This window comes from uncultured Phascolarctobacterium sp. (assembly GCF_934190775.1).
Lineage (GTDB): Bacteria > Bacillota > Negativicutes > Acidaminococcales > Acidaminococcaceae > Phascolarctobacterium_A.
In genome coordinates this window covers 12,220-35,399 of the sequence record NZ_CAKPTG010000013.1, presented here as the reverse complement: position 1 = coordinate 35,399, position 23,180 = coordinate 12,220, and the positions used below count along the sequence as shown (strand labels likewise).

Annotated in this window: 10 protein-coding genes and 1 pseudogene; all 11 read left to right on the top strand. The window is 46.6% G+C overall.

Annotation, left to right across the window (positions count from 1 at the left end; genetic code table 11):
* The first annotated feature begins 55 nt into the window (after positions 1–55).
* The 11 genes and pseudogenes from Q0G26_RS07915 (at position 56) to Q0G26_RS07870 (ending at position 23,166) form a co-directional block, all read left to right on the top strand.
* Positions 56–2,491 carry a LuxR C-terminal-related transcriptional regulator gene (locus tag Q0G26_RS07915; RefSeq protein ID WP_293829660.1) on the top strand — a complete coding sequence of 812 codons (2,436 nt, stop codon included), beginning with the start codon at positions 56–58 and terminating at the stop codon, positions 2,489–2,491.
* Between the two features lie 100 nt (positions 2,492–2,591).
* Complete coding sequence (locus tag Q0G26_RS07910; protein WP_293829658.1) at positions 2,592–3,275, top strand: FlgD immunoglobulin-like domain containing protein; 684 nt, start codon at positions 2,592–2,594, stop codon at positions 3,273–3,275.
* 13 nt (positions 3,276–3,288) lie between these two features.
* The gene (locus tag Q0G26_RS07905) at positions 3,289–4,707 is read left to right on the top strand and encodes an LPXTG cell wall anchor domain-containing protein (protein WP_293829656.1); all 1,419 of its coding nucleotides are present in this window, start codon (positions 3,289–3,291) and stop codon (positions 4,705–4,707) included.
* A gap of 383 nt (positions 4,708–5,090) precedes the next feature.
* Positions 5,091–5,984, top strand: coding sequence for a radical SAM protein (locus Q0G26_RS07900; RefSeq protein WP_293829654.1), 894 nt, complete (start codon positions 5,091–5,093; stop codon positions 5,982–5,984).
* Between the two features lie 21 nt (positions 5,985–6,005).
* The gene (locus tag Q0G26_RS07895; protein ID WP_293829652.1) at positions 6,006–6,923 is read left to right on the top strand and encodes an NlpC/P60 family protein; all 918 of its coding nucleotides are present in this window, start codon (positions 6,006–6,008) and stop codon (positions 6,921–6,923) included.
* Positions 6,924–6,975: 52 nt separating this feature from the next.
* Positions 6,976–8,856 (top strand): sigma 54-interacting transcriptional regulator, encoded by a 1,881-nt coding sequence (locus Q0G26_RS07890; RefSeq protein WP_293829651.1) that lies wholly within the window; start codon positions 6,976–6,978, stop codon positions 8,854–8,856.
* Positions 8,857–9,146: 290 nt separating this feature from the next.
* A complete protein-coding gene (locus Q0G26_RS07885) occupies positions 9,147–10,442 on the top strand; it encodes an ATP-binding protein (protein WP_293829649.1) in 1,296 nt (431 codons plus the stop codon).
* A gap of 786 nt (positions 10,443–11,228) precedes the next feature.
* Complete coding sequence (locus Q0G26_RS07880) at positions 11,229–11,804, top strand: autotransporter outer membrane beta-barrel domain-containing protein (RefSeq protein ID WP_293829647.1); 576 nt, start codon at positions 11,229–11,231, stop codon at positions 11,802–11,804.
* A 50-nt stretch (positions 11,805–11,854) separates the two neighbouring features.
* Positions 11,855–11,989 (top strand): annotated as a pseudogene (locus Q0G26_RS11480) (autotransporter outer membrane beta-barrel domain-containing protein); the annotation flags it as partial.
* 604 nt (positions 11,990–12,593) lie between these two features.
* Positions 12,594–15,233, top strand: coding sequence for an S-layer homology domain-containing protein (locus Q0G26_RS07875; RefSeq protein WP_293829645.1), 2,640 nt, complete (start codon positions 12,594–12,596; stop codon positions 15,231–15,233).
* Positions 15,234–15,576: 343 nt separating this feature from the next.
* Entirely contained in the window at positions 15,577–23,166 is a 7,590-nt protein-coding gene (locus tag Q0G26_RS07870) for an ESPR-type extended signal peptide-containing protein (RefSeq protein WP_293829644.1), read from the top strand.
* Positions 23,167–23,180: the final 14 nt, after the last annotated feature.

The window sequence follows — 23,180 nt, the reverse complement described above, 5'->3', positions numbered from 1 at the left end:
AAACGCTATGAAAAGGCTCAATAATTTATATTATTCTAAGAGAATAAAAGAGCTATTGGCTGAGCTGCAGACAGCGGGAACAACGCTGGTTGTTGCGCCCATGGGCTACGGCAAAACGCTGGCGGTGCAGTACTTTTTGCAGGAGCAGGAGCGCTGCGGCAAAAAGGTACTGCGCCAGAGTATTTACGGTGCCGGAGCCGAAGCCTTTTGGCAGGGAGTGTGCTACAGCTGGCAGGGAACGGAGCTGGGCGCGGCGTTGACGCAGCAGTCTTTGCCTGCCGATGCCAACGCCAGAACGCTGGTACTGGAGCTGTTTCGTCAGCTACTGCCGCAGGAGCCTGTCTACTGGTTTATTGATGACCTGCATCTGCTGGAAAGCAGTGAGGCGATTGATTTTCTTTATGCCTTGAGCAAGGCCGGCTTTACTAATCTGCACCTGCTGCTGGTCAGCAGAGGGCAGATTTTTGACAGCAGCCGTCTGCTGGAGCTGGGGCGCAGAGCTTTTTGTTTAGATAAGCATGACCTGGCGTTGCAGCGTGACGAGCTGGCGGAATACAGCAGCAGATGCGGCCTGCAGCTTACAACGCAGCAGCTGGATGCTTTGCATGAGGCCTGCGAGGGTTGGTTTTCCGTTACCTATCTTAACTTTTTGAACTATGACAGGTATCAGCGCTTTTGTCTTGATACAGGTAGTGTCTATGAAATGATTGCTGATGTACTGCTACAGCCGCTGCCTCCGGAGCAGCAGCGCTTGCTGCTGCTTATGGGGCAGCCGGAGGAGTTTACGCCGGAGCAGGTGGCCTTTGCCTACGGCACAAGCTGCCGGGAGTCTGTAAGCAGACTGTTGGAATGCAATGCCTTTATTATCAGGCTGGCCAACGGCAGACTGCGCTGTCATCATATGCTGAAGCAGGCAACGCGCCATGCCTTCGGCCTGCTGGCTGAGGCTGAGCAGCAAATGTACTTCCGTCGTTTGGGGCAATGGTACGCACAGCAGAAGGAGTACGAGGAAGCGCTGGACTGGCTGTACCGCGGCCGTGATTTTGACGGCCTGCTGGCTGCAGTGCAGCAGCTGCGCGACTGGTCGATGCGTCCGCAGCACAGGCAGCATCTTTTCGACTGGCTGCGCGAATGTCCACCGGAAATCTTGTGGCAGTATCCGCAGGCGGTGCTGATTATTATGCGCCGCATGTTTTCGCTGAATATGGTGCCGGAAATGCTGCAGGTTAAGGAATGGTACGTAACGGCGCTGGAGCGCAATACTGCGCTCAGCCAGCGTGAACGTGATAATTATTACGGCGAGCTGGAGGTTATTCTGAGCTTTTTGGCCTTCAACAGCATCACCGGTATGAGCGAGCATCATCGGCGCGCCTACAAGCTGCTGAGCGGCGCTCCGCAGACGCTCAGCAAGCAGGGCATTTGGACCTTTGGTGCGCCCAGTGTACTGGGGCTGTATCTGCGCACGGGCTGCAGTCTGCGGCAGACGGTGGAGGATATGCAGGAGTGCATGCCACCATACTATCTGCTTAGCGGCTGGCACGGTGCCGGTGCTGCCGAGCTGACGGAGGCAGAAGCACTTTTGCTGCAGGGACGCGTTGACGAAATGGATATGCCCTTGCAGAAGGCTTATTATCAGGCGGAAAAGCACGGGCAGGAGTGTATTACTATCTGCTGTGATTTTCTGGAGATGCAGCGCGATCTTTTCCGCGGCGTTTACAGCAGTAAGGCGGAGGCCTACAGCCGCCAGCAGTGGCAGCTGCAGCCATGGAAGCAGAGCATGCTGCTGAATACGGCCGATATGTGCGCAGGCTTTTACTATGCACTGCTGGGTAAGCAGGAATATATCCCAAGTTGGCTGACGGACGGAAATGGACAGCAGCCTTCTGTGCTGTATCCGGCGCGCCCCTGCCGCAACTATATCAGCGCGCAGTGTCTGCTGGCACAGCATCAGTATACGGAGCTTTTGGTGCGCTGGTCCGACTGGGAGCAGGAATGCCGTCCCTACAGTAATTTTTTATGTCTGCTGTATTTGCAGGTGCAAAGGGCGGCGGCCTTTGCCGGCAGAGGCGATGTGACAAGCTGCCGTGCCTCGCTGAAGCAGGCGCTGGCGATGGCGGCAGCGGATAAGCTGGTGCTGCCGTTGGCGCAGAACATAGCGCTGTTGCGTCCTTATCTGGAGCAGGAGGCGCATGGCGAATACTCGGCAGCGGCGGCAGTGGCGCTGCAACTGGGACAGCAGCTGGAGGCAGGCCGGGGGCAGATTTTGTCCGCACGCTTTGCTGAAGCAGGCCTGCAGGAGCTGACGGAGCAGGAGCTGCAGATAGCACAGCTGGCGGCAGCACGCCATACGAACAGGGAGATTGCGCAAAGATTGGCGCTGTCGGAGGGGACGATTAAGCAATATCTCAACAAAATTTTTGCTAAGCTGCAGATTGATGCGACAGCCAAAAATAAAAGACATCAGCTGGAGCGCTTTTTCCCCAATTCTTAACTAAAGGTTACTTCAAGTTGTTATCGACCTGGCATATACTGTAATTGACAAAGTATATGCCAGGTCTTTTATATTGGGCCGGCGGTTAGGAGGCGGAAAAATGAAACGGCTGAAGGTAGTGCTCGGGGCGTGCATGGCAATGCTGGTGGCCTTTACGGCATTGGCGTGGGCGGCGACACAGTACAAAACAACTATTAAGGTGAGTGGCACTAAGCTGAATGTGCAGCGCTACGTAGAGGGCAAGGGGCCGATGAAGGACAAGGCGGTGCTGCTCAACAAGGATAACAAGGTTGTTGTGCGCTGGAAGCAGCGCGAGCTGAAAAAATGGTACTATGACGGTGACAAATATTTCCGCTTTGTACCCTACAGCTATGATATGAAGAACCTGAAGCCGGGCAGATATCGCTTAGTAACGACCAGCAGCTTCGGCAAGGGTGGTGCGGTGAAAAAGACTGTCAACATCAGCTACAAGCCGCAGAGCAAAATGCAGTTCCGTGCGTCCAAAATTATCCGTAAGGGTAATGGCGATGTTTACCAGCGTCTGTATTTCAAAAAGAACAATTCCACGGGCAAGACCTGTTATGCCCAGATTTTCAATAAAAACAACAAGCTGGTCTATAGCACGAAATACAAGGCGAAAAATGCCAATCAGGATTTTGCCTTCAGCTGGAACGGCTGGGCAAGCGGCAACAGCGGCAAAAAATGTGCTAAGGGCGTATATACCGTGAAGTATTGGATGGATGGCGTTAATCCCAAAACTGCCAAATTCCGTCTGAGCATTTGAGGAGGGGAGCATAATGAAGACAAGAATGATGCGTATTATCGTAGCTGTTATGCTTACCCTGCTGCTGTGCAGCCTGACGCTGCTGGCAGGCGCCGCCTCCAAAAATGACTGGAAGAATACTGCCGGTTGTTATGTGTGGACCGAAAGTAGCCAGTATAATAACGGCGTACTGAATATCAAGCCCTTGGGCGACGATAAATACCTTTACGAGCTGAAGGTTTTGCGCGGCAGTGAGGAAGAGGACAGTGCGCAGGATTTTGTTACTGCCGGTGTTTTTGAAATTAATGAAGATGGCGACGGTATTGCCGAGGTGGATTACCAAAATAATGATACGGTAGAGCTGCGCTTCGTACTGAAGGACAAGAGCATTACCGCCTATCAGGACGGACCGCTGCCGCTTGATGTTCAGGGTGAATACAGATTCAACGAGGACAGCTTTGATGTATCCGAGGCTGCGGCCGCCGCGCTGCTTGCCGGCCTGCCGGAAAAGCAGACAGGTCTGCCGGAGGATGCTGATGACTATAAGCTGCTTTATGCTGAGGAGCCTGTGGACGGCTGGTTCTACCAACTGACGGCTCTTGATGATGAGGGTGAGGTTATTGCCAATTTTTTGGTAGCTGCTGATTTGAGCGCAGTGTACCGCAACGATAAAGAGGATGAGGTAAGCCTTATTTACGGTGACCCGATCAATATGCTGGCTGCCAAAAGAGCACCGCTCGTAGAGGAAGATGAGCTTGAAGGTCCTGCAATCGAAAGCGGCGAGCTGGAGGGCGACGAGGATGCGTCTGACCTGCCTGCAGCGGCAGCCTCCGAGCTTAGTCCGCTGGTGACGGTGGCTCCGGAGGAGGCCAGCCTGAAGGTGGGCGAGCGCACGCGCATAGTTGCTTCGCTGCCGGGCTGCGTAGGCTATAACGTAACGGATTTGCGTTCCTCTGACAGTGATATAGTAAAGGTGGACGGCGATGTGCAGCTTTTGGCTGTGAAGCCGGGAACTGCGACAATTAGCGGTAAGCTGCTGCTGGAAAAGGGCGAAAAGGCCTTTGTGACGCAGATTACTGCCTATGAGCCGAAGCTGGAGGCTCCGAATCTGCCGGCGCACTTGGGAATAGACGAGGCGCTGAAGCTGGAGGCCTACGTTGTGGGCGAGGCTGACGGCGTGACACCGGAGTGGAGCGTGAGCGATGAAAAAATTGCCGTTATCGAAGATGGCAAGCTGATCGGTAAGGCTGACGGCGTTGTTACCGTTACGGCAGTCCACGGCGAGATGAAGAGCCAATGGCCGGTGGCTGTGGGCACGGCGGAGCTGCCTGCTGCCGAGGATGAGGAAGAAAATGAGGATGACGATGATAGCTTTGGCTGGCTGACGATTATTGGCGGAGTTATTATCATCGGTGGCGCTGCCTTCTTCTTCCTGCGCAGAAAACGCAGCTGATGAGGTAAAGCTTTACGCTTGCTAAAAATAATATAAAGCATCGGAGGCTGACTTGTCTCAGCCTCCTTGGTGCGCCTGCGGCATTAGCTGCAGGCGTGCTTTTTTAGGTGTATATAAGTGTTTTGCCGCTGTTGTTACGTTGTTGTTTGCCTGGTTCAATGCCTTTGACATTGCCTATAGGTGTTGAAAATCACAGTTATTTTACACTCTGACTATGTTTCACAAAATCTCTGTAAAAAAAGTAACAAAAAGTTTTCAGTTGGACGTTACAAATAGCGAAAAATCTAGTATAATAATATTAAAGTGTATTATACTTTACAAAATCTCTGAGATCTCAAACTGGCGCCAAATCAATCAAAGTAAAATGAGGTAGAATAGTAGAAATGTTTTTTGATTCTTACGAGACACCAGTCTTCAGACCTCCCAGTGAGGCACGCAGCTTTATTTTGCGCGTTACGCGCGGCTGCGCACATAATAAATGCACCTACTGCAACATGTACAGAGGTGTTCCCTTTCAGATTTTAAAGGATGAAGAAATTTCCCGTCAGATAGCGCTGGCGGCCCATTACGGCAAGAACAAGGTTCGCCGCGTCTTTTTGGCGGACGGCGATGCTTTGGTGCTGCCGACGGCCAAGCTGCTGAAGATTCTGCAGGTGCTGCGCGAGCAGTTTCCGCATCTGCAGCGCGTTGCCAGCTATGCTGCGCCTAAGGATATCCTGCGCAAAAGCGAGGAGGAGCTGCGCCAGCTGAAGGAAGCAGGCCTGAAGCTTTTGTATTACGGTATGGAAACAGGCGACGACGCTACGCTGAAGGCTGTCAACAAGGGTGTTGACGGCGAACAGGCGGTAGAAGCGGGACGCAGGGTTACTGCCAGCGGCATGAAGCTGTCCATGATGATTATTCTGGGCCTGGCAGGCGCGGAGGGCAGCGAACGCCACGCACTGGCAACCGCTAAGGCGATTAACATTATCAAGCCGACGCACTTAAGTGCGCTTTGCCTGATGCTGTACCGCGGCAGCGAGCTGCTAGACCAGTACGAGGCAGGCAAATTCAATCCGCTTTCTCCGGCAGGGCTGATGCAGGAGCTGAAGCTGATAATGGAAAATATAGATTTACCTGCGGACAGGTATTGCCTCTTCCGCAGCAACCATGTATCGAACTACGTTCAGCTGGCAGCAACGCTGCCACACGACAAGCAGCGCCTGCTGCGTGATATTGATTACAGCATTGCCCAGCTCAGCAAGCTGAAGAGCTGGGACGTGTATAACTATAACTGATTTTGCATTTGAGCGGGGCTGATGGAATTGAAAAAGAAGCTTGCTTCTGTGCTGGCCGTAATCATGCTGGCCTGCAGCCTGCCATGGCAGGCGCAGGCAGCAGCGCCTATTGTCAGCAACAAACCGCATAAGGCACCGGTGGCAACGCCGCCGGTGGTAAGCGAGGCGCAGCCTGTGAAGGCGGCGCCGGAGCCTGCTGCTGTCAAAAATGATAGCGTAGCCAAGCCTGCTGCCGAAGTAAAGGCGCCCAAGCAGGCGAAGCCTGAGAAAAAGGTGAAGAAAGCCGCTGCTAAAAAGTCTAAAAAAACGAAGGAAAAGCAGTCTAAGGTGCAGGTGCAGCAAAGCAACTGGCGCCTGAAGGTGGCACAGCAAAAGCTGCAGGTGCTGGGCTTCAGTGACGAACGCCCCAGCGGACGCATGACCGAGGCTACCGGCAATGCTTTGAAAAGCTTTCAGAAGCAGCATAAGCTGAAGGTGGATGGCGAGCTTGATGATGCTACCTATCAGAAGCTGACCTGGGAGGCCTTTGCTAAAGAAGGCATCCGCAAGGTGCAGGGCAAGGAAATCGTCAGCCGTGCTGCAAAATACAAGGGCGTGCCCTACGTATTTGGCGGCACTACGCCCAAGGGCTTTGACTGCTCCGGCTACGTGCAGCATGTTTTTAAGGACTGCAAGGCTACGTTGCCGCGCTTGGCAGACGAGCAGGCGTTACGGGGGATTTTTGTGACGCAGAAGCAGCTGCGGCCGGGTGATTTGGTGTTTTTTACCACCTACGCGCCGGGAGCATCGCACGTGGGTATATATGCCGGTGACGGACAATTTTGGAGTGCATCCTCGTCCAAGGGTGTAATCCTTTCGTCGCTGAAGGAAGAGTATTGGAAACAACGTTATTTTGGAGCACGCCGGGTGTTGATTACGAACGGCGAGGTTAATAAATAAAAAGTTCTGCTGACGGCAGCCGACTGCCGGACAGACGGGGAGGGTATAAAACATGATTCGTGAGAGAAGAAATAAGGATAAGCTGGCTTCTTATTACAGAAAGTTTATGGAAGAGGGTATTGTTGATCCCAACGTGCATCCGTGGGTTGCTGAAAGCTGGCAACGCTGCCGTGCTATGCATCTGCCGCATGAAACAATGCCTAAAATCAACAAGCTGAGCCGCGAAGAGATTATCGCGCATCAAAAGACGCATGAGTTCATTGTTAAATATGTTGATGGCCTGTATGAGCAAAGCAAGCAGCACTTCAATATCCACAACCTGAGCATGCTGTTGATTGATGAAAACGGCTATGTAATCAAAAACTATGCTATGCCGTTCTTCCAGCGCATTATCGAGGATATTCAGGGTATGCGCGTATTGGAGGAGGATGTTGGTACCTCCAGCATCAGCGTGGCACGTGAGCACAACGTACCGTTTTTGATGTTTGGTCCGGAAATGTGGATTAAGGACAGCCATTCCGGAGATGCCTGCAGCGCGCCTATCTGCGTCAATGGTAAAATCCGCTATATTATTTCCTTCTTTTCTTTGGATCAGAACGATTTGCCCTATGACCTGCTTTTGAGCCTGCTTTTGACAATGAAATATTCCATCGAGCAGCACTTGAACATGCTGGAGGCCTGGAGCATTAACCGCATTATGATGGAGCAGCTGCCGGTAACCGTTTACTGGCTGGGCAAGGACGGCAGCGTAAAATACTGCAACGAAAACGGCCGCAAGCGTCTGGAGGGACACGAGCGCCTCGAAGATGTGTTCCTGAACTACGAGCATATTCCTATCAAAAAAGCGCTGCACGGCGTAGCAACGCAGCGTCGTGAAATCACCTGGATTACCCAGGACAGAACCTTTGAGGATATTACCACTGTTATGCCGATTAAGGTAGGCAGCGAGGTAGAAAGTGCCTTGGTGCTTTCTATGTCCATTGAGGATTTGAAGACAACTATTGCCCATGCAACCGGTTACAGCAGCCGTTACAGCCTGTATAGCATGGTTGGCGAAACCAGCGAATTTTTGGCGCTACAGCATAAGGCCAGCCGCGTTGCCCGCACTGACCACAATATCCTGCTGCAGGGCGAGCCCGGTACTGGCAAGCAACGTTTGGCACATGGCATTCATCAGGCCAGCCCGCGCGCTGCCGCTCCGCTGATTGCTGTAAAATGCCACAACGCATCGCTGGATGAGCTGGAAGCTGAATTCTTTGGTACTGATGATGACGGACAGCAATCTGCAGGCAAGCTGGAGCTGGCAATTGGCGGCACACTGTTCTTGGACGAGGTAGAAAAGCTGCCGCTGGAAATGGGCGACAAGCTGGCTGACGCACTGACACATGGATTGCCTGCCAAGGAAAAGGGTGGTAAGCCACGTATGTTTGATGTGCGCGTAATTGCTGCCTGCGATTCCAACCTCAAGCGTCTGGCAGACAAGGGACTTTTCTCCCGCAACCTGTACGAATTGGTGCTGGATACCACCATGCGCGTGCCGCCTCTGCGTGAGCGCGTGAAGGATATTGAGGTTATCGCTTCGCATATTCTGGTGGAAATGTCCGCACAGCACAACCTGCCGCAAAAACGCCTGTCTTCTGAGGCTGTTTCCCTGCTGCTGTCCTGCAGCTGGCCGGGCAACATCAAGCAGCTGCAGGGTGTTATCGAGCAGGCCTTCTTCCACACTCCCGGCAGCATCATCGAAGCAGAAAACATTAAGCTGCCCGGTGACAAAACTCTGGAGCGCTCCTGGAAATATGACAAGGAAGCCTTTATTGCAGCCTGGAAATCTGCCGGCGGCAATATCAGTAAGCTGGCGACGATGCTTGATGTCAGCCGTGTAACCCTGTACCGTTATCTGAAGAAGTACGGACTGGGACCGAAAGCAAAATAAGTTGAAGTTTAATGCCCCTGAAGCAGGTTTATCCTGCTTTGGGGGCTTTTGCTGTTTTGGGCGGTGTGTTTAGAAGAGAAAAGTGCAACATGTTGCAAAAATCTCTTGTAGGAATGGTGTTGAGGGTGAATATTGGGAAGGAAAAGGCAGATTTAGAAGAGAAAAGTGCAACATGTTGCAAAAATCTCTTGTAGAAATGGTGGTGAGATTGAATACAGGGAGAAAAAAGGCTATAATAGAAGAGAAAAGTGCAACATGTTGCAAAAATCTCTTCTAAAGAAGGTGAGCTAATGGAAATACGCAGAGATTTTTATTTGGAAAAGCTGATAAAACGCAAGCATAATGGGTTGATTAAAATTATTACGGGTATTCGCAGATGTGGTAAATCCTATCTGCTGAACACTATATTTTACCAGCATCTTATATCCTGCGGTATAGATGACGCCCATATTATCCGTTTTGCTTTTGATTCTGCAGATGATTTGCAAAAAATAGGTGAAAGCCTTATCAAAATGGAAAAGGAAAAACGCGGCGTAAATCCTGAAAAGTTTATGGCTTATATTAATAGCAGGCTTGTTGATGAGGGCATGTATTATCTGCTGTTAGATGAAGTACAGCAGATGGACTGTTTCGAAGCTGTGCTTAACGGGTATTTGCGCAAGTCGAATATGGATGTATATGTCACCGGCAGTAATGCTAAATTTCTTTCCAAGGATATCATTACGGAATTTGCCGGACGCGGCGATGAGATGCATATGTATCCGCTTAGCTTTGCCGAATTTATGAGTGTTTATCCCGGTGATAAGTATATGGGTTTGGCAGAATATATGCTTTACGGAGGAATTCCGCTAGTTGCTCTTCGGGAAGGGACTGCTGAAAAGGCTGCCGCTTTGCAGAATTTGTTGAGTGAAATCTATCTGAGCGATATTTATAAACGCAATCGGATCCGCAATAAGGGAGAAATGGAGGATTTGCTCAATATACTGGCTTCGGCAATTGGCTCTTTAACTAATTATGAAAAGCTGAAAAATACTTTTAAAAGTGTCAAAAAATCCAAAATTACTTCTACTACTATCAAAAAATATCTGGATTGCCTGGAAGATTCCTTTTTAATTGAAGCGGCATCGCGCTATGATGTAAAGGGCAAGGCCTATATTGATACTCCGAAGAAATATTATTTTTCTGATCTGGGGTTGCGTAATGCGCGCATTAACTTCCGGCAGTTTGAACAAACTCATTCTATGGAAAATGTAATTTACAATGAGCTTTGCATGCGTGGGTACAGCGTTGATGTGGGTGTAGTGCCTATTGCTGTGAGAGATGACAGCGGCAATGTAGTAAGAAAACAGCTGGAGGTTGATTTTGTCTGCAATATGGGCTCAGTCAGGTATTATATTCAGTCTGCATATTCTTTGCCGGATGAAATGAAACGTGCGCAGGAGGTGCGTCCATTGAAAAATATTGATGATACCTTCAAAAAAATTATCATTACCAAGGAGATTACTCCCGCATATTATGATGAATACGGAATTTTGACCATGAATATATATGATTTTTTGCTGAATAGCGAGAGTCTGGATAGATAAAGTCTAGCTTAATAGTTGAAGTTTAATGCCCCTGAAGCAGGTTTTGCCTGCTTCGGGGGTTTTTACTATTTTGGGCTGTGTGTTTAGAAGAGAAAAGTGCAACATGTTGCAAAAATCTCTTGTAGAAACGGCGGTGCTTTTCAGGCACTTTAAGTAAATAAAATTTAAAAAATAAATAAAGACAAGGTGGTGCTAAAATTTCTAGTATTGAACTGTATGGTAGTCTGATTACAGTAAGAAAACGGCAGTCTTGTAAAAATATAGCGTGCCAAAAAAATTTTCTTGCACATACAGCTGCGATGCTATCGAGCTGCGTTTTTGACAAATGTATAAGTGCTGGGCTTTTTGGTGTCTTTAGTTAGATTTTGTGCCTGAAAAAAGAATATCAATACATAAGCTTTCGCCTAATATATTGCATAATATGGAAAAGTGTTAAACTCATTTTGTAAATAAAAAATTAAATAGTCAACTGATTCTACTGCCAAACATTATACTCTTAAACTATAAAGACAAGAACAATGCTTGTCCGGCACGGGTGAAGGTGGTATAATAAAAATAAAGTATCGGTTGTGAGAATAATTGTCTGATTAATTAAACTATAGGTGCCTATGGTCTTTGATATACAATTGTGGACGTTCGCCTAATGATAAATAACAATAGTGAATGTCTGAAAAGTACAGTATATTAAAGCTATTACGGAAATAAAGTCTATTAAATAAAGTGCGAAAATACAGTGTTATTTATTAATAAAAACAAATTGTTGCATAATAAAACTAGCTTCCTCGCGTGGATTGGGGCCACGTAATACGTGGTCAGAGCAAGTATGGCGCACAAAACGTGAAGAACCAGTACAGCACCTATCAGTTAGGCTATGATGAAAAGCTGAGCGTTGACAAGCATTGGACAGTTGGCGCAGCAGTGAGCTACACAGATGCTTCCAGCAGCTTCAGTACAGGACATGGTGAAAACAAGAGCACCGGTTTTGCAGTATATGGCAGCTATCTTAGTGACAACGGCAGCTTTGTAGATTTGATTGCGAAGGCTGCACGCTTGAAGAATGAGTTTGATGTTCTTGGCGGTGCAGGCAAGGGCGATTACGAAACCAATGGCTACAGCCTGAGCGCAGAATATAGTAAACGCTTTACCCAGGACAATGGCTTCTGGATTGAGCCGCAGGTTGAATTGACTTATGGCTATGTTGGCGCAGTGGATTATCTGACAAACAATGATGTTCAGGTACGTCAAAACGGTATGGACAGCCTTGTTGGTCGTATCGGATTTGCCATGGGCAGAAATATCAAGGCAGGCAATGTGTATGCAAGAGCATCCTATTTGTACGGCTTTGATGTGAAACGGACGTAACCTTTAGTAAAAATAGTGTAACCCGTGGCTTCAAGCAGGACCTCGGCGGCTGGTGGGAGGTTGGCGTAGGCACCAACATCAACCTGAGCGATGCAACACATCTGTACTTTGATGTAGAAAAGACCTATGGCGGCAACGTTGATACTCCGTGGCAGTGGAATGCCGGCGTTCGCTGGAGCTTCTGATGAGCCTGTGAATTTGTAATTTCATAGTGTGTAATTAAGAATAAAAAGTCGTGAGCTTTGAGTTTATCATTGCTCACGATTTTTTATTGTGCAAAACTTGCCAGCGATACAATTTTTTAAAGTTTACTTGTATCAATTTGGAGCTTAAATGCAAAAACTTCAGTTAGTGTAACAAATGTAACGTGTTCAAGACTCTGTAAAAATTTTTACGCCGAATGTAGCGTGTCGCTGGATAAGAGTTTGACTGGGGGGGGCAAAGTGCTATAATTCTTGTTAAGAAAGCAAGAGGATTATAATGTTTAGTTGAATTATAATTAAAAGACTCAAACTATCAGAACAAGTGTCTAGGTTTTTGTTTGTTGCGGCATTGGCCGTAATATATAAATCTTCACGGCGGAGGCTGTGGTTTTCACTCAAGGTTTTAGGTGTAAAAATTTTTATGAAAGGAAGGAATATGATGCGCAAAAAGAAGGCGAAAAAACAATTAAAATACAGTATATCACAGATATTACAAAAATATATTAACGATGAATGAAAGTTTGTTTTTATGATTGGGAATTTGATATATATATATATTTCAATGATTTTTTTAGAGGTGGATATTATGAATAAGATTTTTAAGATTATCTGGAGTAAAGCAAGAAATGCTTTTGTAGTGGTTTCTGAGCTCGCGAAAAATCATTGCCGTGCAAGCAAGACTGTTGCCGCTGCCGTTATGGTTAGCGTTCTTGCTGGTACTATGGATGCATCACCGGCATGGGCTAAGGTTACAGAGTATAGTTCACAAAAATATACTGTAGCGACTGGTAAGATAAAAACCATGAAGGATGACCATGATAATCCTAGTGCTAAACCGACATATACCCAGGCTGATATGGCTATTGGCTCTGGCAGTGTTGCACAAGGAAGCCATAGCAGCGCTATCGGCAATGATAGTAATGTAAAAGGTGATTATAGCATTGCAATCGGCAATACAAGTATGGTAGTAGATGGTTCTTCTTCTGTTGCCATAGGTAATCACAGTACGGCAACCGGAGCTTCAACAACTGTTATTGGTGCACAGGCATCTGGTGTTCACGGTGCAACTGTAATTGGCATGAATAGTAAGGCTACTGGCATAGACAGTGTTGCCATAGGTTTGGTGAGTGAAGTACAAAATGGCGGTGGTGTTGCTATTGGCAGGCATGCTGTCAATGCTATAGATCCTAATGATGAAAATGGTTCTAAGCCTGGTGTATCAATAGGTAACTTTAGTAAAGCATATGGTCAGTCTATCGCTATAGGTGCAGTTGCCCATGCGTTGGGAAGCTACAGTATTGCTTTAGGTGAAGGTGCTGAGGTTGAGGAAGGTGCTGAAGGCTCCATTATTTTCGGCCATGAGTCTACAATTAGTGCTAATGCTGTAAATAGTGTTATTAATGGTTCTTGGTCAAGTATTGGCGAGGAAGCAGATAGAAGCACTTTAATAGGCGCCAAATCCTCGATTGGTGAATATGCCTTTGGTAGCACTGCTGTTGGTTATGGAACAAGGGTTGCAGACGATAATAATTGCGCTACAGTAATTGGCTACCGTGCAAAGTCTGTTTCCAGTGGATACTACGGAACAGCCTTAGGTGCTTATAGCGAGGTTTCAGTACATGACGGTGTTGCGTTAGGCTCATATTCTATTGCTTCTACTGCTGAAGGTAAAGCCGGTTATGATGCTTTGACAGGTGAGAATTCGACAGATGAATCCATAACTTGGAAAGCAACATCTGCTGCTGTGTCTGTTGGTGGCAGAGTACCTATGGGTAGTGGTTATATGGATGTTACCCGCCAGATCACCAACGTTGCTGCAGGTACGCAGGATACTGATGCAGTCAATGTGGCACAGTTGAAGCGCGCCATGGAAAAGGCCAACTTTAAATTTGAAGCAGGCAACGGAATTGTTATTGAAACTGTAAAGGGCGATGATGGTACAACCTACAAAATCAGTACCAATATTACTGGTGCAGATACCAAGACGGATACTACTACCGTTAAAACTGGTGCTGCTGAAGGTGGCGTAGCAGGTGGTAATATCGGGATTGTTGCTCCTAATCCAGGTGTTAATCCGTTGCCCAATCAGCCGGCAACTGACAATAAGATTCAGACCGGTGCTCCTGTAGTAGTTGAAACCGTAACTAAACCGACCAATTTTACAGCTGATGATGGTAAGACTCTGGCAATCAGCTCGAGTGAGACACTGGGAATTAAAGGTGACAACAATATTACTACAAAAACAGATACTGATGGTAAAAATATTCAGGTTACCTTAAATAAGGATTTAAAGGTAGATAGCGTTACTGCCAATAAATTTACGGCCGGTGATACAACAATTACTAATAGCGGCTTAGAGATTACAAATGGTCCTTCTGTTACGAATCAGGGCATTAATGCCGGTGATAAGAAGGTTACCAATGTAGCAGATGGCGAAATCAGCGCAACCTCTAAGGACGCAGTAAACGGTAGCCAGCTGCATGAAACCAATACCAATGTTACAAATAACAGCATGCGCATTAACAAACTGGGCGATCGCGTGAACAAGGTTGGCGCAGGTGCTGCAGCCTTGGCGGCACTGCATCCGATGGACTTTGATCCGGATGACAAATGGAGCTTTGCAGCAGGCTATGGCAATTACGCCGGCGAAAATGCCGCTGCTGTCGGTGCATATTACCGTCCTGACGAAAAGGTAATGTTCAGCATTGGCGGCACTGTTGGCAACGGCGAAAACATGGTGAATGCAGGCATTTCCTTTGCACTGGACCGTACCAACCGCGTGAGCGATAGCCGCACTGCGATGGCACGCGAAATTTTGGACCTGCGTGCTGAAGTTGTAGAGCTGAAGGCATTGGTTGCTCAAAAAGGACTTGGCAGCATTGATGAAGATAAAATGACTATCTTCCCGGATGTAGCTGAAAACCATTGGGCTTATGAATACATTACCAAGCTTGCCGGCAATGGCATCATTGAAGGCTATCCGGATGGTAACTTTGGTGGCGACCGTATGATGACACGTTATGAGTTTGCTGCAATGCTCTACCGTGCAATGCAGAAGGGCGCCCAGATTGACAGCAAGATTATCAAGGAATTTGCTCCTGAGCTTGGACGCATCCGTGTAGACCGCATCAGTGGTGAGGACGGCGATCGCAACAAGATTGAGCGCGTTCGCATTAACGGGCCTCGTGATGAGCGTGATCACTACGGCTCCAAATTAGAAAAATGAATCCAGGCCCGGCGCACTCAGTGTGCCGGCAGTTGGCAAAATAGTTCTGACAAACTTCCAAAGGTTTTCCTGTAGAGGGAAATGCGCTTAAATGACGGAAGCTTGCAGAAGAGATTAATACAGAACCCGTTTCAGCACAAGCATTACGCTGGCAGCGTCTTTTGTATCGGCATAACATTTGTTTTGCAGCAGGTTATGTTGGATAAGGCAGTCATTATGCTTAGCATGATGATTGCCTTTTTTATAAATAACATCTTCATGTTCTCTGTTTTTATTAGAGGGGATGCTAATTAAACAGTTGATTGGAAAAATGATGATGTAAGGATATCAAAGGAGGATACATATGAACAAGATTTACAAAATTGTATGGAACAAAGTAAGAAATTGCTATGTTGTTGCCTCTGAATTTGCCAAGGGGCATACACGTGGCACCAGCGACACACGCAGTGCGCTGCGCCGTCGCCTGAAGGCTGTTGCCGGACAGGTTGTTGCAGCAGGTGTGCTGGCGATGAGCTTGGCGGCGTTGCCGATGGGCAGTGCGCTGGCGGGTAAAGTTGATCCACCGCATGTTGTTCCGGATGAAGGATATTCCAATGTTCAAGCGCAAAATAACTTGAAAGGACTTTCTAGTGCGGATAACAATATATTGTTTGCATCTGGCGGTTCGATGGGATTGCAACTCAAACTGGCTTCTAATATCGCTGTTAATTCTATCAAAACAGATAAAATCATTAAAAGTGATGGCTCAGAGTTAGATTTATCTAAGCTCATCCAAGGTGTACGCTTTGATGATAAAACAGGAACCTTCTACTATACTGACAGCAGTAACAAAGAACAATCTTACGCAAAGGTGCATGACTACAACATTGATTCTGCTCAATTTGATGCAAGCACCAATACCATTACCTTGAATAATGTAGATGCTTATGATAATAACGCAGAGCATAAGAAAATAGAAATTAAAGGCATTGCTAGCGCTGCAGATGTTACTAACCTGGACAATTTTGCTGTTAAATATGACAAAAATGCTGACGGCACTGTAAACAAAAACTCTGTTACCTTGGGCGGCACTAATTATAATTTTGAGCAGCGTACTGGCGGTACTACAATTACCAATGTAGCATATGCTGATATTGATAATCCGGCGAATGGTAGCCATGCAGTTAACGTTGATTTACTGAAAGAGCAGATTGCTAACAGCGGTTGGAATGTGTCTGTAAAAGATGGTGATATAACTGAAATTAAGAATAAAGATACTTTAGAGTTTGAAGGTACTGATGGCGTAACTGTTAAGCTAGATACAGGAAGAAATGCGGATGGCGATTTAATCGGAACACCTGCGGTGAAAGTTGGTTTGGGCGAAAAAATTACTGTAAACGGTGTAGATGGTGCAAATGGCATCGATATCGGTAAGCAAAAAAATGGTACTCTTGGCAACGAAGGCAACTACATCACCGGCTTGGATAACACCAGATGGGATAGCAGCAATATTGTTGAAAATAGAGCTGCAACTGAAGGCCAACTAAAGCAAGTAAGCGAAAATATCAAGGCTGAAGAAATGCATGTCAAACCTGACACATATGAAGTGGATATTAACGAAGGCACCGTAACCATGGAGTATGAGGATGGCAATGGTAATCCTGTTGGCAAAAAATTATATATTAAGGATGTTGCCAGCAAGATGGCATTAGATTATCTGGATAGTTTTGCTGTTAAGTATGATCCTAATGCTGATGGTGATCCGAACAAAACTTCTATTACTTTGGATGGTACTCCATACATTGATAAAGTTGGCGGCACTACGATTACCAATGTAGCTTACTCTAACGGTAATGGCAGCGATGCAGTTAACGTTGATTATCTGAACGACCATGCAGTTGATCGCGATTTGACAAATATTACTGAAGGTGGCAAAACAGAAATAGTTAACATTGCCAAGGCTGCAGATGTGCATGTTAAAGAAGGTCAGTACAAAGTTGACGAAAAAGGCAATGTAACCATGACGTATGTTGATGGTAATGATAAGGATATTGATGGCAAGAAATTGATTATTAACGACGTTGCCAGCAAGACTGCATTAGATAACTTGAACACTACTGTTATCGGTATTGACGGCAGGGTAACAAGTAATACTAGTGAAATTACTAATATCAAAAATGTAGCCGTAACGGGTGGTACAATTCGTAACGATGGCAAGATTGAACTGTCAACTATAAATGGTACCAATGTTGAAATGAAGGGTACGCTGCAAGACTACAGTGTTACCGGCGGCACCTATGACAAAGACAAGAAAGAGCTGACTTTGACAAAAACTGATGCTTATGGCAAAACTACCGAGAATGTGACAATTGACCTCAGTGGTATTCAAAGCGGCGATAAAAGCTGGACCGCTCAGGCTAATGGCACTGATGTTGTGCCTAAAGGTGATAAGGTAAACTTCAAAGGCGATACTAATATTGATGTTAAATCTGATGCTGAAGGTGAAATTACCGTTAATTTGAACAAAGAGCTGAAGGATTTGACCAGCGTAACATCTACTACTGTTAATGCAACTAATGCATATGTGGAGAAGGTTGACGAATACAATGGCAATTCTGTAACCAACGTAGATTATGTGAATAAGCAGATTGCTAACAGCGGCTGGAATGTGTCTGCAGAGCACGACAAGAACGGTTCCTCTAAAATTAAAAATGGTGGCGAGGTAAACTTCGTGACAGATGGCAACGGCTTAGTAATTAGTCAGGAAGCTCTTCCTGACGCAGATGGCAATTATACAGGTGCTGAAATAACTATAGGCTTTGGCGAAAAAATTACTGTAAACGGTGTAGATGGTGCCAATGGCATCGATATCGGTAAGCAAAAAAATGGTACTCTTGACAACGAAGGCAACTACATCACCGGCTTGGATAACACCAGATGGGATAGCAGCAATATTGTTGAAAATAGAGCTGCAACTGAAGGCCAATTGCAGGAAGTAAGTAACGTAGCAAATAAAGGCTGGAACGTTACTACTAACGGCACTAACAATACCAAGGTAGAACCTGGTGCAATTGTAGACTTCAGCGGTGCTGATGACAACATCAAAGTAAGCAATGAGGGTACTAATGTAAAGGTAGCGCTGAACAAAGAACTGAAGGATTTGACCAGCGTAACAACTAACAATGCATATGTAACTAACGTTGATGCAAGCAAGAATGAATCTGTAACCAACGTAGAGTATGTGAAGAACCAGATTGCAGGCGTAACCTTGAGCGCAGGCAAAGGTATTTCCATCACCGATAAGAAAATTAACGTTGAGCTGACAGAGGGCGAAGAAAACCTGGTAGTTGATGAAAATGGTCTTACCATGAAGAAGCAGCTGACTGGAATGGAATCCATCACTGGTACAGGTGGTATAATCAATCTTGCAGGTGATAATGTAACTGTCAATAATGCTATATTCAATAAGGATGGCAGAATCCAAAACGTAGCAAAAGGTACGGAACTCACCGATGCAGTAAACCTTGGCCAATTGCAGGAAGTAAGTAAAGAAGCTGGCAAACATACTACCTTAGTTAATGGTAAAAACACTACGGTTGAAGAAACTACTAATGCGTACGGCGGTAAAGAGTACAAAGTTAACGTTGATTTGAACGGTTACGCAAAAACAGACAATGTAGCAGTTGTTTATGTTGATAATGACAAAAACAAATCCTTGCATACAACTAACTCCGGTACCGTAGGTAATAACTCCATTGCTCTTGGCAAAGGTACATCTGCAGTTGATAATTCTGTTGCTATCGGTGATGGTGCAAGTGTTGTTGCTGGCAGCAATGGTATTGGCGGTGTTGCTTTTGGTAATAGTGCCCATGCTGGCTATAAAGGAACTTCGTTAGGTTCTGGCGCTATCAGCGGTCGTGAAGGCACAACCTTGGTAGGATACAATACACAATCTGGCAGCTTGTATACTACTGTTGTAGGTACTGATTCCGTAATTAATAGTGACGGAACTACTTACAAAGTAAACGTCATGGGTATTAAGAAAGAATTAAATGTTCAGGGTGCTGCTGCAACTGTTGTCGGCTCCAAGAATACTGTAGATAATAACAATGGTAAGGTTTATTCCGGTGTGGCCAATAATGTTATGGGCTCTGCAAACACCATTGAGGCATCTAATGGCGTAACTATTCAGGGTTCCGGCAATAAGGTTACTGATGCCTACAAGGATATGAATATAGGTATTGGAGAAGCATACAATATTGGCAAGGGCGACTATAGTGCCCTCGCGAAGAAGGACAGCGGTGCTGTAGCGGTAATCGGCGGTGCCAACACCATTTCCAAGCAGACCTCTACATCTGTTATTGGCTATGGCAACACTATCAAAGGCAATAATACTACCTCCGATGTATTGGTTGCAGGCAATAAGAATACTGTTACCAACGTATCTGCTTCCATTGTAATGGGCAACAACCAAACACTGGAAAACCATGAAAATGTTATTTCCTTGGGTAATGGCAACAGCGTGACTGCCGACAATGCCGTTGCCATCGGTAATGGTGCAGGCGTAAGCGTAGAGGGCGGCGTTGCACTTGGCGTAAGCAGCGTAGCAAGCACAGCTGCAGGCGTATCGGGCTTTGGTGCTGATGGTAAGACGGATGCAATCTGGCAGGCTACCAAGGGTGCTGTGTCTGTAGGCGGTAATGGCGAAACCCGTCAGATTACCAACGTAGCAGCAGGTAGTGCTGATACTGACGCTGTCAATGTAGCACAGCTGAAGAAGGTTAATGACGTAGCAAATAAAGGCTGGAACGTTTCTACTAACGGCGGTACTGCAACCAATGTAAAACCTGGAGATACCGTAGACTTTGCAGGCGAAGACAACATTGTTGTAAGCAACACTGGTAAAAACGTAGTTGTTAAGTTAGGCAAAGACCTGACAGGCTTGAACAGTGTAACCACCAACAATGCATATGTAACTAACGTTGATGCAAGCAAGAATGAATCTGTAACCAACGTAGAGTATGTTCAACAGCAAATTGCTAACAGCGGCTGGAACCTGAAGGCAGGCGAAGGTGCAGCAAGTGCAATTAAGAATGGTCATACAGTAGAATTTGTTGGTGCTAACGGCTTAAAGGTTGATAAGAATGAGACAACCGATACAACTACTGTAACCGTAGACTTTGACAAAAATATCACCGTAGGCGGTACTGTCATTGGTGTACAAAATGGTGGCGGTGCTAATCCGGGTAAAGGCAATTACATCACCGGTTTGACTAACACTAAATGGGATGCAAGCAAAATTGAATCCGGCAGAGCAGCAACTGAAGATCAGCTGAAGGAGGTACAAAACAACATCAATACTGATATCAGCAACAAGACCTTCGGTTTGGCTGATGACAACGGCACTAAACTGACCAAAAAGCTGGATAACACCATTCAGGTTAAGGGCGAAGATGGTATTACCTCTACTGTTAAAGATGGTGCTCTGGTAATCGGCCTGAGCAACAATCTGAGCGTTGGTAAGGACGGCAAGGATGGTCACATTGGTGTTAATGGTGCAGACGGCATGTCTGGCGTAGCTATTGATGGCAAGGATGGCATCTCCATTAAGGGCAAGGATGGCAAGGATGCTGTAAGCATTTATGGTAAAGACGGAGTTGATGGCATTAATGGCGCAGAAGGCCACATTGGCCTGAACGGCAAAGATGGCAAAACCGATATCTGGACTGCTCCTGGCAAACCGGGCCTTGATGGTACAACCATGACTCGTGTTATTTATGAAAACAATGGCGTTAAGCACGAGGTTGCAACCTTGGATGATGGCCTGAAGTTCCAAGGCGACAGCGGCGATACCATTGGCAAGAAGCTGAACGAAACCCTGACTATCAAAGGCAATGCTGCTACTGGTGCAGAATTTGTTGACGGTAATATCGGCGTTGTTGGTGAAGGTGGCAATTTGGTTGTTAAGCTGAACAAAGAGCTGACCGGCCTGACCAGCGTAACTACCAACAATGCATACGTAACTAACGTTGATGCACGCAGGGACGATTCTGTAACCAACGTAGCGTATGTGAAGAACCAGATTGCAGACGCAGCATTGACTGCAGGCGATGGCATCAAGATTGATAACAAAGTTGTTAGCGTTAAGCTGAAAGATGGTGAGGAAAACCTGGTAGTTAACCAAGATGGTCTGTCTTTGAATACTACTCTGAAGGGCATGGAAGCTATTAACGGCGTAGGCGGTGGCAGCATCAGCTTCTCCGGTGGCAACGTTACTATCAATAATAATGTAACCTTCGGCAACAATGGCCAAATCCACAATGTAACCGCAGGTACGGATAATAACGATGCAGTAAACGTAGGTCAGATGAATGCAGCGGTTCAAGCAGGCAATACTGATACTCATATCAGACCGGGTGAATATGGTGTAGGTGCTGACAACAAGGTTAATATGGACGTTGTTGATAAGAATGGTACGAAGATTAATACCGTTACCATTACCGATGTTGCTAAAGCAAGTGATGTAGGTAACGTTACTAACATTAACAACGATCTGAAGAACCCGAATGGTGCTACTACCGTTGTTGATGCTGTAAACAATCTGAACCAGAAGCTGGACAACAAGGTTGGCGACCTGAACTACGTAGAAGGCGGTGCAGGAACCAAGGGTAATTACGTTACTAATGGCGAAAACACTACTGTTTCCATCGGCAAGCTTGACCAGGCATTGAAGGATGTAGCAGCAACTGCAGCTAAACACACCACTGTAACCCAGGGCGCTAACATTACTGTAACTCCGGAAACTAATCCTGACGGCAGCAAAAACTACAATGTGGCTTTGAACAAGGATATCACTGTTGAAAGCGTAACTGCAGACAAAGCTAACATCGGCGGCGTAAGCATTGAAAATAATACTGTTAATAACCTGAGTAACAAGAAATGGGATGCAACCAATACTGACCAATATAAGGATTCCGGCAAGGCTGCAACCGAAGCTCAGCTGCAGCAGGCAATGAGCGGCACTGTACAGTACGACCGCAAGGAAGATGGCAGCGTTAACAAGACTCAGATTACCCTGAATAAGGAAGGGGATACCTACACTACTATTACGAACGTAGCAAACGGTAAGGTAGAAAAGGATTCCAAGGACGCTATCAACGGTGGTCAGCTGTTTGATACCGAAACTAAGATCAACAACCGCATTGATGGTGTTGAAAACCAGGTTATCAGCAACAGCAACCGCATCGGTCAATTGAGCAGCCGCGTGAACAAGGTTGGCGCAGGCGCAGCAGCTCTGGCAGCACTGCATCCGATGGACTTTGATCCGGACGACAAGCTGACCTTCTCTGCAGGCTATGGTAACTATGCAGGCCAAAATGCAGCAGCAATCGGCGCTTACTACCGTCCTGATGAAAAGGTAATGTTCAGCGTTGGCGGTACTGTAGGCAACGGTGAAAATATGGTTAATGCAGGCATCTCCTTCTCCCTGGATCGCACCAACCATGTAAGCAACAGCCGTACTGCTCTGGCGCGTGAGGTTATCGACCTGCGCGGTCAATTGGCAGAAATGGGCGCTAAGATGGCTAGAATGGAAAAAGCATTTGGTATGCTGGATGAAAGCAAGACCAAGCTCTTCCCGGATATCCCGGCTAACCATTGGGCATATGAATACATCGCTAAGCTGGCTGGCAATGGTATCATCGAAGGCTATCCTGATGGCAACTTTGGCGGCGACCGTCTGATGACTCGTTATGAATTTGCTAGCATGCTTTACCGTGCAATTGAAAACGGCGCAGCTCTGGAAGAAAGAATCATCAAAGAGTTTGAGCCTGAGCTGGGACGCATCCGTGTAGACCGCATCAGCGGCGAAGACGGTGACCGCAACAAGATTGAGCGTGTACGCGTTAATGCAACCAAAGGCGAGCGTGACCACTACGGCAACAAGCTGAAATAATAAGCAGCAAATGA

Bases quoted from the DNA above. Each gene is read 5' to 3' on its own strand.
- Q0G26_RS07910 (WP_293829658.1), top strand. From the start codon at position 2,592: ATGAAACGGCTGAAGGTAGTGCTCGGGGCGTGCATGGCAATGCTGGTG.
- Q0G26_RS07905 (WP_293829656.1), top strand. From the start codon at position 3,289: ATGAAGACAAGAATGATGCGTATTATCGTAGCTGTTATGCTTACCCTG.
- Q0G26_RS07900 (WP_293829654.1), top strand. From the start codon at position 5,091: ATGTTTTTTGATTCTTACGAGACACCAGTCTTCAGACCTCCCAGTGAG.
- Q0G26_RS07895 (WP_293829652.1), top strand. From the start codon at position 6,006: ATGGAATTGAAAAAGAAGCTTGCTTCTGTGCTGGCCGTAATCATGCTG.
- Q0G26_RS07890 (WP_293829651.1), top strand. From the start codon at position 6,976: ATGATTCGTGAGAGAAGAAATAAGGATAAGCTGGCTTCTTATTACAGA.
- Q0G26_RS07885 (WP_293829649.1), top strand. From the start codon at position 9,147: ATGGAAATACGCAGAGATTTTTATTTGGAAAAGCTGATAAAACGCAAG.
- Q0G26_RS07875 (WP_293829645.1), top strand. From the start codon at position 12,594: ATGAATAAGATTTTTAAGATTATCTGGAGTAAAGCAAGAAATGCTTTT.
- Q0G26_RS07870 (WP_293829644.1), top strand. From the start codon at position 15,577: ATGAACAAGATTTACAAAATTGTATGGAACAAAGTAAGAAATTGCTAT.